General features: G+C 74.4%; 9 protein-coding genes. 2 read left to right on the top strand and 7 right to left on the bottom strand.

Translation table 11 applies throughout. From position 1 onward, the window contains the following. From MNZ29_RS09085 to MNZ29_RS09100, 4 genes are all read right to left on the bottom strand, one after another. Positions 1-248 (bottom strand): hypothetical protein (locus MNZ29_RS09085; RefSeq protein WP_242354967.1); only part of this gene is annotated, 248 nt, incomplete at its 3' end. A 121-nt stretch (positions 249-369) separates the two neighbouring features. After that, positions 370-999 (bottom strand): cyclopropane-fatty-acyl-phospholipid synthase family protein, encoded by a 630-nt coding sequence (locus MNZ29_RS09090; RefSeq protein ID WP_242354969.1) that lies wholly within the window; start codon positions 997-999, stop codon positions 370-372. Positions 1,000-1,012: 13 nt separating this feature from the next. Then, positions 1,013-2,368: an APC family permease gene (locus MNZ29_RS09095; RefSeq protein ID WP_242335051.1), complete on the bottom strand. Its 1,356-nt coding sequence runs from the start codon at positions 2,366-2,368 to the stop codon at positions 1,013-1,015. 202 nt (positions 2,369-2,570) lie between these two features. Next, the gene (locus tag MNZ29_RS09100; protein ID WP_242335053.1) at positions 2,571-3,770 is read right to left on the bottom strand and encodes a 3-phosphoglycerate dehydrogenase family protein; all 1,200 of its coding nucleotides are present in this window, start codon (positions 3,768-3,770) and stop codon (positions 2,571-2,573) included. Between the two features lie 336 nt (positions 3,771-4,106). Between MNZ29_RS09100 and MNZ29_RS09105 the strand changes: the two genes are divergently transcribed. Together MNZ29_RS09105 and MNZ29_RS09110 are read left to right on the top strand one after the other, a co-directional pair. Further along, on the top strand, positions 4,107-5,681 hold the full coding sequence (locus MNZ29_RS09105) for a GNAT family N-acyltransferase (RefSeq protein WP_242335056.1): 1,575 nt from the start codon (positions 4,107-4,109) through the stop codon (positions 5,679-5,681). Beyond that, positions 5,678-6,244: a methyltransferase gene (locus tag MNZ29_RS09110; protein ID WP_242335059.1), complete on the top strand. Its 567-nt coding sequence runs from the start codon at positions 5,678-5,680 to the stop codon at positions 6,242-6,244. Before MNZ29_RS09105 ends, MNZ29_RS09110 begins: the two co-directional genes overlap by 4 nt. Positions 6,245-6,262: 18 nt before the next feature. Here the strand turns inward: MNZ29_RS09110 and MNZ29_RS09115 are convergent, their stop codons facing one another. The 3 genes from MNZ29_RS09115 to MNZ29_RS09125 all read right to left on the bottom strand — a co-directional run bounded on the left by MNZ29_RS09115 (position 6,263) and on the right by MNZ29_RS09125 (position 12,371). After that, a complete protein-coding gene (locus tag MNZ29_RS09115; RefSeq protein WP_242335062.1) occupies positions 6,263-8,899 on the bottom strand; it encodes an HD domain-containing phosphohydrolase in 2,637 nt (878 codons plus the stop codon). A 123-nt stretch (positions 8,900-9,022) separates the two neighbouring features. Continuing rightward, positions 9,023-11,593 (bottom strand): PEP/pyruvate-binding domain-containing protein, encoded by a 2,571-nt coding sequence (locus tag MNZ29_RS09120; protein WP_242354971.1) that lies wholly within the window; start codon positions 11,591-11,593, stop codon positions 9,023-9,025. Positions 11,594-11,684: 91 nt separating this feature from the next. Next, on the bottom strand, positions 11,685-12,371 hold the full coding sequence (locus MNZ29_RS09125) for a DUF2059 domain-containing protein (RefSeq protein WP_242335069.1): 687 nt from the start codon (positions 12,369-12,371) through the stop codon (positions 11,685-11,687). Positions 12,372-12,456: the final 85 nt, after the last annotated feature.

Genomic DNA, 12,456 nt, shown 5'->3' on the forward strand with positions numbered 1-12,456 from the left:
GAGGCCGGCCCGAGCCAGGCCGCGTCGGCGCGGGCGCGCCGGAGCGAAGCCTCGACGTCCGCGTCCGCCGCGTGCGCCTCGTCCGCCTCGCGCGCGGCCGGCGAGCGGCGGAGCTCCCCGGCGTACAGCAGCACCGCCGCATCGGCGGCGCCCTCGCGCCCGAGGTCCCGCACCGCGCGCACGACGCGCCGCGCCGCCTCGCTCCCGTCCAGCACCGCGACACGACCCAGCCCGCTCCGAACGTCCACCTCGGCCTCCTCGCGCGCCGGCCGCCGCCCTGCGCCCGGACGGGCGGGGGCGGCGTCGCCGTGGACGAGTTCTAGTCGGGAAGGGCGGCGGGGTACACGCGAACGCGGGGTGCGGCGCCCCTTACCTCCCGGTGCGCGCCTGCGCCTTCGTCCGGGCAGGAACGGTCCAGAAGTAGACGGTCTTGCCGTCGACCTGCCGGACCGCGGCCGGCTTCCAGTCGCCCATGTCGAACGCGTGCGACACGATCCGGGTGCCGGGCCGGAGCGCGAGGAGCTTCGGCCGGAGCTTCAGGTTGAGGTCGGGGAGGAGGTAGAGCGTCACGACGGTGGCGTCGGAAAGGTCCAGCTCGAAGAGATCGCCCTCGCGGATCTCGACCCGATCCGCGACGCCCGCCGCCCGCACGTTCGCGCGCGCCTCGGCGATGCGCTCCGGGTCGATGTCCACGCCCACCGCCTTGCGGGCGCCCCGCTGCGCGGCGGCGACCACGATGCGGCCGTCTCCGCAGCCGAGGTCGTACACCACGTCGCCCTTCCCCACCCGGGCGAGGTCGAGCATCGTGGCGACGACCCGCTCCGGGGTCGGGACGAAGATGACGTCGGGCGTGCGCGCGGGCTTCCGCGCGACCGCGGGCGCCTCGGCGGGCGCCGCCGGCGGCGCGGGCTCGGTCTGCTGCGCGAGCACGGGCGGCGCGGCGAGGGCCGCCAGGATCGCGGCGAGCCGCGCGGGGAAGGGGAGCGTGGGCCGGGACATGATCTCGCCTCCTTCACGCTGCGGCAGGAGGGCGCGCCGGCGCCCTGCGCAGCGAGAGCCACATGGGCGCGAGCCCGGTCGCGAGCACGGCCACGCCGGCGATCGCGCCGGGGCCCGCGTAGACGAGGCTCGACCACAAGAGGAACGCGCACGCCGCGCAGAAGACGAGCGGCGTCGCGGGGTAGAGCGGGACCTTGAATGGCCGGGCGGCCGCAGGATCGCGCCGCCGGAGCACGAACAGGGAGATCCCGGTGAGCAGGAAGAAGAGCCAGAACACCGGCGCGGTGTAGGCGACCATCGCCTCGAAGCCGCGCCGGGACAGCACCCCCATGCCGACGAGCGCGAGCGCGATGGCGCCCTGCAGGAGGACGGCGTTCACCGGCGACGCGGCGCGCGCGCTCCACCGCCCCAGCGTGGCGAAGCGCGGGTAGTCCCGGCCGAACGCCCAGACCATCCGGGAGCCGAGGAGCAGCGTCGCGTTCGCGGAGGTCACGACGGCGGCGATGACGATCGCGCCGATGGTCGTCGCGCCCACCGGCCCGAAGGCACGCCCGAGCAGGTCCGCGGCCACCGCGCTCGACGCGCGCACGCCGTCGAGGCCGAGGCCACGCAGGTACGCGGCGTTCGCGAGGACGTAGAGGAGCGTCACGAGGAGCAGGGAGGCGACGAGCGCGGTCGCGATGGCGCGCCGCCCGCCGCGCAGCTCCGCCGAGACGTAGGCCGCCTCGTTCCACCCGCCGTACGCGAGGAGGACGAAGACCATCGCGAGGCCGAACGCGGGCCGCGCCGGGACGGGGGCCGAGGGCGGCGGCGCCGCCGGCAGCGCGAGCCCGGTGAGGATCACGACCAGCAGCCCGAGCACGAGCGCGACGGTGAGCACGTTCTGCACGCCGCGCGCGACGCGGAGCCCGGCGGCGTTCACGAGCGTCAGCGTCACCACCATCGCCGCGGCGAGCGGCCCGCTCGCGCCGGGCGCGCCGAGCAGATCCGCGGCATAGTCCCCGAACACGAACCCGAGGAGCGCGACGGAGCCGGTCGGGATCACCGTGAGTCGCGCCCACGCGAACAGGAACGCGGTCGGACGCCCCAGCGCGCGGGAGAGGAAGTGGTAGTCGCCGCCGGGATCGGGGTACGCGGCCGCGAGCTCCGCGTAGCACATCGCGCCGGCGAGCGAGACGGCGCCGCCCGCGAGCCACGCCGCGAGGATCGCCGGGACGCCCGGCGCGCTCGCGGCGACGGCTGACGGCGCGCGGAAGATGCCGGCGCCGATGACGATGCCGAGGACGAGCGCGACGGCGTCGTGCAGGGCGAGCGCCGGGCGCGGCGCACCGCCCCGACCCTCGCGCCCCGACGAGCCCCCCGCCCCCATGCCGGGCCACGTTCGGCCGCGCTGCCGCGCGCGTCAACGCTCCGCATTCGCCGCGCGCGAGCGGGCGTCGGCCCGCCGGGCGGGCGGCACGGCGCGGCCCGGTGATGTCGGCGTGACCTCGGGTCCCGCGGCGGCCGCCGAGGGCGCCACGAGGTCGCGCCCGTTCGCGGCATTCGCCGCGGGGTGCTCCCTCGGCAGCGGGCTACAGCTCGAACGATCCCACGAACAGCACGTCCGGGATGCGCGTGCGGAGGTGCTCGAGGAGCGCCTCCTGCGGGCGGTCGTCCAGGTCGATGCTGCAGGACGCGGCCTGGTGCTCCTCGAAGATGGTGTTCTGGACCTCCTCGACGTTGATGCCTGCCTCGCGGATCGCGCCGAGGACGTTGGCGAGGACCCCCACCTTGTCGAGGTGGCGCACGACGAGCCGCGCGCGGGCCGGCGTCTTCTCCGCGACGTTCACGCAGTTCGGCACCTCGCCGCTCTTCACGAACGCCTCGACGATGCGGACCGCCTCGCGCGCGATCGCGTCCTGCGCCTGCGCGGTCGACGCGCCGATGTGGTGCGTCCCGTAGACGTTCGGAAGCTTCGCGAGCTCGCTGTCGAAGTCGGCCTTCCCCTTCTCCGGCTCGCCCGCGAACACGTCCGTGCCCAGGCGGATCCGCCCCGTGCGCGCGAGCTCGAGCAGGGCCACCTGATCCACGATCTCCGCGCGAGCCGTGTTGACGAGCGCGGCGCCGGGCTTCATGGCCGCGAGCACGTCGCGGGAGACGATCCCCCGCGTCTCCTTCGAGAGCGCGAGGTGGAGGGACAGGTAGTCCGCCTCGCGCGCGAGCGCGGCGAGGTCGGGCGCACGCTCCACGCCGAGCGCCTTCGCCTTCCGGTCGTCGAGCGAGCGCGACCACGCGACCACCCGCATCCCGAGCGCCTGCGCGCGCGTCACGACCTCCCGGCCGATGGAGCCGAGGCCGGCCACCCCGAGCGTGCGGCCGAAGAGCCCCTGCGCCTCGGAGAAGGTCTTCTTGTCCCACCTCCCGGCGCGCAGGAGCGCGACGTTGTCCGGGATGCGCCGGTCGAGCGCGATGACGAGCCCGATGGCGAGCTCCGCGACGGCGATCGAGTTCTGGCCCGGACAGTTCGCGACGTACACCCCGCGCCGGGAGGCGGCGGGGACGTCGATCGTGTTCACGCCCGCGCCGGCGCGCACGACGAGCGACAGGCCGGAGGCGGACTCGAACACCTCGCCCAGCACCTGCTTCGAGCGGACGACGAGGATGGAGGCGTCGCGAACGGCGGCGGCGAGGTCCTTCGCGGCGACGTCCGGGCGATGATCGACCTCGAGCCCGAGCGACTGGAAGTCGGCGAGCCGCTCGGTCGGGAAGGCATCGGCGACGAGGATCTTCATGGTGGCCTCCGCTGCGGGGGGGCGAATGGGTGGAGCGACGGGGCGCCGCGCGGAGGAGAGCATGCGCGGGCCCCGCCGTCGCGGGACGTGTTGGGCCTAGCGGGGGAGGCATTCCGGCGCCGTCCAAAGAGGCCCGGTGGTGAGCTCAACCCTCGAAATCGCGGGCGATTTCGCCCGAAATCGGCGCCCATCGGGACCGAAACGGCTTGATCGGCGTCAGGGTGGGTTGGCACCCGATACGGTACGTGAATGTGTACCCACCGGGGATGTGGTTCCTTCCTTCGTATGTCCCGCGGCCGCGGGAGTCGGGGACCCGGCACCAGGAGGCGAGCACCGATGCGAATCCCCACCTCGTCCGCCGACGCGAGCGCAAGGCCGGACGAAGACGCCGCTCCGCCGACGCGCGGGTTCGACGCGTCGGCCCCCGAGGGCCCGCAGGCGCGCGTCCACGCGCTCGGGCCGCGCGATCCGGTCCACGGGCCGGTGCTGCCCGGCGACGTGCGCCCCGGCGATCCGGTCTTCGCGCGGGTTCGCCTGGCGGGGACGCCCGGGCCCGGGTCGTCCGCGCAGGTCTGGCGCATGTCGCCCCTCGGCGTCGAGCTCGTGCGCTCCACCGCGCTCGCCGCGGTCTCGCCGGGCGACGCCCTCGATCTCACGCTGCGCGTGGGCGGGAGCGCGAGCACGTTCGGCGCGCTCCGCGTCGCGGCGGTCCGGATGGATCGCGGCCGCGCCATCGTCGCGCTGCGCTGGTCGGAGCCGGCCGGCGACGAGGGCGCGCCCGGCGAGAAGCGGTCGTCCTCGCGCTTCGCGTGCGAGCGCGACTGGCTCCCGACGGGCGTGACGCCGAACGCGGTCCGCTACGACGACCAGATCCACTTCCGCATCGTCGACATCTCGCGGACGGGCATGCAGCTCGTCACGAGCCTGCGGAACAAGTTCCTCATCCCGGGCGTCGAGTTCACCGGGAGCTGCACCTTCCCGACGATGGGCCAGGCGGAGATCGCGTTCCGCGTCGTGCGCGTGCGGGTCGCGCAGCACGGCGCGAAGCGCTGCCTCGCGCTCGGCGTGACGTGGTCGGTCCCGGATCCCCGCGCCCGCGAGCTCGTCGGGCAGTACCTCCTCCAGTTCGGGCCCGAGACGAGCGTGCAGGCGCTGCGCGAGACGGGTTTCCACGTCCGCTCGTCCAGCCGCGCGCTCGACTTCGGCGCGGTGCGGACCGAGGAGGAGTACCGGGAGGTGCTGGCGCTCCGGCGGCTCGCCTACCTGCGCGCCGGCAAGGCCGGGCCGGAGGTGCGGGACGAGGACATGGCCGACGCGCTCGACGCGCGCTCGCGCATCCTCGTCGCGAAGTACCGCGGCCGCATCGTGGCCTGCGTCCGGCTGCTCTTCCCGCCCACCCCGGACTCGCCGCTCAAGCACGAGGACTACCTGGCCCTGCCGCCGGGCACGCCCCCGCGCGACGAGATCGTGGAGCTCTCGAAGTTCTGCACGCACCCGGAGTTCCGCGGGAGCGACCTCTTCTACACGCTCGTGAAGCACTGCGCGCTCACCACGCTGCAGTCGGGCCGGCGCTTCGCGGTCATGAGCTGCACCGACGAGCTCGTGAAGCCCTACGGGCGCGTGGGGTTCCGCAAGCTCGGCGCGTCCTACGTCCACCCCGGGATGAAGCTCGAGCACCACCTCATGATGGCGGAGGTCGCGCGGGTGGTCTCGGGCAAGCACGTGAACCCGGTGATCTGGAACCTCATGGGCGGATGGGAGCTCTGGTCGTTCGCGCGCCTGTGCGGCGTCGCGCCCGCGAGCAGGCTGCTCGACGCGCGCGTCGCGCTCTGGCGGCTGTTCGGGCCCGCCGCGCGCGCCGCGCTGGCGCTGCACCTCAGGCGCAAGGGCGCGCGCGGGTGGCGCCGATGAGCGGTGACCTGCGCCTCGTCGCGCTCGGCGCGCTCGGCGCGCTGGCGTTCGTGTTCCTCGGCGGCGTGCGCCGCGTGTTCCGGCGCCCCGAGGGACCGCACCGCTACCGCGCCTCGCTCGTGTCCGGCCTCGTCCTCGGGAGCGAGGCCGCCGTGATCGCGCTGACGCCGGTGCCGCCCGCGCGGCTCGCCGCCGCGCTCGTCCTCCTCGCCCTGTCGCTCGGGCTGTTCCTGTGGGCGGCGCGGGTCAACCGGGAGCGGCCGCTGCTCCTCGCCTTCGCGGCGCACGTGCCGGAGCACCTCCAGACGCGCGGCCCCTACCTCCTCGTGCGACACCCGTTCTACGCGAGCTACCTGCTCGCCTTCGCGGGCGGCCTCGCGGCGGCCGGCACGGCGTGGCTCCTGCCGCTCGTCGGGCTGGGGGTGCTCACGTACTGGCGGGCCGCGGTGCGCGAGGAGCGGGGGTTCGCCGCGAGCCCGCTCGCGGGAGCGCACCGGGAGTACGCCGCCCGGGTGGGGATGTTCGTGCCGCGGCTCTCCGTCCTCCTCGGCCGCGGTGGCTGAGCGCCCCGGCGTGGAGCGTCAGCTCGCGCCGCCGCCGAGCAGGTTCCGGCTCGCGAGCTCGCGGAGGCCGGACGGGAACGCGGGGAACTGCGGCGCGGCGTCCTCGTACAGGCGCAGGAAGGCCTGCACGCACTCCGGATCGAACTGCGAGCCGCTGCAGCGCAGGATCTCCTCCACCGCCAGCCGGTGCGCGATCCCGGCGCGGTACGGGCGATCGCTCGTCATCGCGTCGTAGGTGTCGCACACCGCGAGCACGCGCGAGAGCGTCGGGATCTGCATCCCCGCGAGCTCGTCCGGGTAGCCCGCGCCGTCGAAGCGCTCGTGGTGGTGGAGGATCGCGCGCGCGACGCCGTCGAGCTCCTTCACCGCCGAGACGATGCGCCAGCCCAGCTGCGCGTGGCGCTTGAAGATCGCGTACTCCTCGGGCGTGACCTTGCCGGGCTTCACGAGCACGGCCTCGGGGGTGCCGATCTTCCCGAGGTCGTGGAGGATCCCGGCGATGCGGATCGTCTCGCACTCCGCCTCGGAGAGCCCGAGCTCGCGGGCGACGCGCTCGGCGAGCAGCGACACGCGGCGCGAGTGGCCGTGGGTGTACGGGTCCTTCGCCTCCACCGCGAGCGCGAACGCCTCCATCGTCTCGAGGAACACCTGGCGCTTGGAGAGGACGAGGTCGAAGTTGAGCTTGGCGAGGTACTCGTTCTTCTCCGCCAGCTCGACGGCGAGCTTGCGCTTGTCGAGCAGCGAGCGGATGCGCGCGCGCAGCTCCGCCACGCTGAAGGGCTTCGCGAGGTAGTCGTCCGCGCCCTCGCGCAGGTTCTCGATCTTGCTCTCCAGGTCGGCCTTGGCGGTCACGAGGATGACCGGCACGTGGCGCAGGCGGGCGTCGCGGCGCAGCTCGCGCAGGAGGTCGGTGCCGGAGCGGCCCGGCATCATCACGTCGCTCACCACCAGCGCGGGCGGCTCGATGGCGGCGGCGCGCAGCGCCTCGTCCGCGCGCTCGGCGCTCCGCACGCGGAACTCGTCCGCGAGCTGGCGCGCCACGAAGTCGAGCAGCTCGCGGTTGTCGTCCACCACCAGGACGAGCGGCTTCGTGCCGCTCGTGGCGCGCGTGACGGGGGAGGGGGTGGGCCGGGCCGGGCGAGGCGGCGGCCGGGCGGCCTCGAGGTGCAGCGCCACGGCGGCGGGCTGCGCGGGGCGGCGGCGGTCCACCGGCACGGGCTGATGGTCCTGGCGCCGGTCGAGCCGCTCGGCGGGATAGGCGGAGCGGTCCAGCGGCAGCTCGAGCGTGAAGCAGGAGCCCTCGCCGACGCGGCTCCGCACGGCCACGGAGCCCATGTGGAACTCGGCGAGCTGCCGCACCAGCGCGAGGCCGATGCCGGTCCCGCCGCGGCCGCGCGAGGCCGGGCCCCGCACCTGGTGGAACCGGTCGAACACGCGCTCGATCTGGTCGTCGGGGATCCCGATCCCCGTGTCCTCGACGGAGCAGAAGAAGCGATCCTCCCGGACGCCGCAGCGCACCGTGACCGCGCCGGGGCGGGCCTCGGACCCGTCGGTGAAGCGGATCGCGTTCGAGAGGAGGTTCAGGACGATCTTCTCGAGCTTGTCGCGGTCCACCGGCAGCGGCGGCACCGGTCCGTCGACGGCGAGGGCGAGCGAGACGTGCCGCTGCGCCGCGAGCGGCCGGCCGCTCTCGACGAGCGAGCCGAGGAGCTCGACCACGTCCAGGTCCTCGAGCCGGAGGAACTCGTGCTTCGCGTCCAGGCGCGAGAGGTCGAGGAGCGTGTTGATCTGCCGGAGCAGCCGCTGCGCGTTGCGCAGCATGAGCTCGAGATCGGCGCGCACCTCAGCGGAGAGGTCGCGCGCGTCGGACAGCATCGCCTCGAGCGGCGCGATGATGAGGGTGAGCGGCGTGCGCAGGTCGTGCGAGACGTTCGTGAAGAAGTTGGTCTTCACGCGGTCGAGCTCGACCTGGGTGGCGAGGAGCTGCTGCTGGGTCTGCCGCTCGCGCCGCGAGGTGAGGAAGGCGCGGACGTCGGTGGTCATGCGCGCCCGGAACAGGAGGACGAGGCCGACCGCCAGCGTGACGACGCTGAAGAGCCGCGCGGGGTGGACGTCCGTGTGGCGCCACGCGATGGCCCACTGGGCGGCGAAGATCGAGGCGAGCGTGGCGACGGCCGTCGGCGCGGACTGGCGGAGGAGGAGCACCCCCACCACCCCGAAGACGAACGCGTACAGGTACGAGACGCTGGGGAGCCACACCACCGTCAGGGCCTGCAGGCAGCTCACGGTGAACGTGAGCACGACGAGCGGCGCGCGCGCCCAGAGGCCGCGCTGCAGCCTCGGCAGGAACGTCGCGGCGAGCAGCAGCGCGTAGACGGCTGAGCTGCCGAAGCGGTACGTGGCCCAGCGCGAGGCGGGCGTGAGCTCGAGCGGGAGGTCGACGAGGAAGTGGTGCAGGACCTGGCCGACGATGGAGCTCACGAGCGCGATGCGCGCGGAGAGGACGATGAGCCGGTCCTCGTGCCCCCGCCACTGCGCGCGCCAGGGCGTGCCGTCGAGCAGGACCTCGGGGAAGAGCGCCGCGAGGACCCGCCTGCGATCGAGCCGGGGGCGGCGCCGCGCGGGCGGCTCGGGGGATGTCGATGGCTCGCTCAAGCGATCTCGCGCCGCCGCCGCCGCGCCAGGTGCGCCGACGGTCGATGGTTGCGCGGAGTGTAGTGGATCTCGGCCCGTCCGTAGAAGCCGGCGCCCGGCGCGGCGGCGTCCCACGACGCGGCGTCATTCCTGGGCGCGGAGGTAGCACATCACCTCCTGCCGGACGCAGTCGGCGTGCAGCCAGAGCGCGCGCCCATCCTCGGGTAGGGGGAAGTCGACCACCCGCACCACGTGCGCCAGGCGCGCGTCGTCGGGCGAGAGCTGCGCGAGGCGGTTCGGCGCCGCCCGCAGGCGCGCCTCGTCGAGCGCGTGGCCGGGGTGGGTGGGATAGAGTGCGACGTACAGCATCCCCGACTCCACGAGATCGTTGAAGAAGTGGGAGCCGAGCGAGACGTCGGGGATGACGTCGCCGAGCCGCATGATCTCGCCGAGCGCGGCGACCCGGCGGATCTCCGCGAACGAGACGGGAACGCCGAGTGAAGGCGTCGTCGTGCCCCACCGGCCGGGCCCGAGGAGGAGCACGCGGCGCGCCGCGTCGCCGGCGCGCGTCACCCGGCCGACCACCCGCGCGACCTCGTAGCGGTCCTGCGTCGCGAGCGTCGCGTACGCGTCCGGGTCGACGAACACGACGCGATCCACGCGCGCGCTCGTGCTCTGGCCGACGACCGGCCCGCGGCTCGCCGCGACGACGGCGTCGGCCGCGAGCCCCTCGGGCGGGGGCGGAACGATCCCGCCCTCCTTCACCTGGAGGGGCCGGCACTGGACGAGGTTCAGCCGGAAGTCGCCGCCGGTGAGGAAGTTCGCGGTGAACTCGACGTCCACCGGGTAGCGGTACGCCTCGCGCAGCGCGGCGAGGAGCGTGCGCACCTCGTCCACGAGCGGGGTCGCCCAGAGGAGCTTCTCGAACGTGAGGACCCAGCCGCCGCCCGGCCCGCGGCGGCGGGTGGCGAACAGGTCGACGGGCAGGAGCGGGCTCTCCGCGACGACCTCGTCGATGGGCGCCGAGGTGAAGCGGTTCGCCTCGAGGTCGAGGACGTCCACCCGGCGCTGGGCGTACTCGGTGGCCTCGTCGAGGCTCGTCTCCGGGCGGAGCTGCGGCGCGTTCAGCGCGACGATGCGCGTGTAGTCGTCGTCGGAGCGGTCCACCGCGCGCGTCCCCATGCCGAAGACGAGGCGCATCACCCCGGCGTCCGGGTCGATGGCGTGGTTCCAGACGTACGGGTTGTACGAGAGCGCGACCCCGGCCGCCTGCGGGTAGAAGAAGCGGCCGTGGACGGCGCCGGACACCCGCTGCACGAGGATCGCCATCCGCTCGTCGCGGTCGAGGAGCCCGCGATCGTCGCGGTAGTGGAGGGCGGCGTCGCTCATCGCGCTCGCGTAGACGGTCCGCACCGCGGCGAGGAGCGCCTCGAGCCGCTCCTCCGGCGCGCCCTGGTTCGGGCAGAACACGCTCTCGTACTTGCCCGTGAAGGCGTTCCCGAAGCCGTCCTCGAGGAGGCTGCTCGAGCGCACGATGATGGGCGACTGGCCGTAGTAGTCGAGCATCGAGACGCACTGCTGGACGACGGCGGCGGGGAACGTCCCCGCGAGCAGGCGCGCGCGCGCCTCGGCCGCGCCCGCGAGCAGCGAGGCGCGGCTCCGCTGGTCGCGCCGCGCCCGCCAAGCGCCGTTCCGGACGAGGTACGTGTAGAACACGTCCGAGCCGATGAACCAGGAGTCGTGCGGCTCGAAGCGATGCCGCCACGCCGGATCGGTGCTCTCCAGCACCGCCCGCGCGAGCAGCATCCCCGAGGCCTTGCCGCCCACGAGCCCCGTCCCGATCATGCGGCGGCGGATCGCGAGCAGCGCGTTGAGGTCGAGGTACCGCTCGGCGAGCTCGGCGAGGCGGGGGTCGTGCGTGAGCATCATCCGCACGAGGGCGCGGAACGCGGCCTGCTCGTCCTGCCACGGCCGCGACCCCGCTCGCACCGCCTCCTGGAGCTCGCGCGCCTCGAGGAAGCGCCGGTCCCAGACGTCGAGGCGCGCGGCGGGGTCGAGCCGCCCCTCGGACGCGCCGGCGAGCGCCTCGGCGAGCACCGCGCTCTCGGTGAGCGGACGGAAGGCGTCGTCCTCCCAGACGTGCGGCAGGTACATCGTGGGCGAGTGGCGTCCGTCCACCTTGAGCGGGTGGACGTAGCGCGTCCGGCCCTGGCGGAAGACGTCGACGAGGAGCTGCGTCGTGTCCCGGATCGCCTGCACCGCCTCGAGCGAGTGGCCGTCGCGCACGACCGCGAAGTACGCGATCGTGTCGAGCTCGAAGAGGTACGGGCAGGTGACGGTGAAGAAGTTCCCGAGCATCAGGTCGCTGCACCAGCCGGCCGCGAGCTCCGAGAGGCAGTCGAAGACGTGGCAGGCGCCGCGCCCCGCGCGCTCGATCGCCTCGTGGATGCCGGCGGTGAAGCTCTCGAACCCCATGGCGGGATCGAGCTCGTGGAGCAGGACCCCGTCGGCCGCGTCGGCGAGGGCGGGGTGGCGCGCGAAGCGGTGGTAGACGACCCGCCGGCCCGCGGCCCGGGCCGCCTCGACGAAGGGGGCCACGAGCGGCGGGTAGTCGTCGAGGGTCTCGACCTGCCAGACGACGTTGTCGCCCGGGCGCAGGTCGCGGAGCACGGCGTCGAGGCCGGGCAACCCGGTGCTGGGCGCGGGGGCGGTCATGACACGCTCCTCGTCGCGCCGTGGCCGGCGGGCTCTCGCCTCCCCGCGAGAGCCCGCCGCAGAAGCTCGCGGCGGCGGCTCCGCCGCGGGGTCACTTCGCCGGCTTGGCCGGCGGCGTCGCGGGGGTCGCGGGGGTCGCGGCCTGGGGCGCGGGCGCCGCTCCGCCGTGGCCGGGGGGCATCGCGCCGTGCGGGCTCGTCTTCGCGCCGGCGGGCCCCTTCACCTTGCCCGCGAGCCGCTCCATGATCTCGGGCATCTTGGCCTGGACCCGCTGCTGCGTCTGCATGGCGATCTTCTGCGAGACGGTGGGCATCACCTCGAGCGACTTCTGGCCGGTCGGCGTCTTGTAGAAGGCGAGGAGATCCTTCAGCTCCGGCTCGGTGTAGCCCGCGGAGAGCTCCTTCGCGTGCAGGTCGAGCAGCGCGTCGTAGGGGAGCGCCGCCTCGAGCTCGGACCGGACCTGCTTGTCGAAGTCCTTCGGGTACTCGAGCTTGGCGCCCGGGTGCATCTGCATCTGGGCCTGGACGTTCTTGGAGAGCGCACCGAGCCCCGCCTCCCAGGTCTTCTTCGGCATGAGGACGCGGGCGAGCTCGCCGGCGCTGGGCTTCAGCTCGACGGGCTTGGCGGCCTCGGGCTTGGGGGCGGCCGGCTTCGCCGCCTCGGGCTTGGCGGCCGGCTTGGCCGCCTCCGGCTTCGCCGCGGGGGCGGGCGCTGCGAGCGCCGGGGCGGCGAGGGTGGAGAGCACGGCTGCGACGGCGAGACGGCGAGCAAGGGACATTCAGGGCTCCGGGTTCGAATGGGCGGAAAACGTTAGTAGCACGCGAGGGGTGCAACCGCGACCCACTTGGTTCGGCTCCCGCCGC

The sequence above is a fragment of the Anaeromyxobacter sp. SG64 genome, from assembly GCF_022690745.1.
Taxonomy (GTDB): Bacteria; Myxococcota; Myxococcia; order Myxococcales; family Anaeromyxobacteraceae; genus Anaeromyxobacter; species Anaeromyxobacter soli.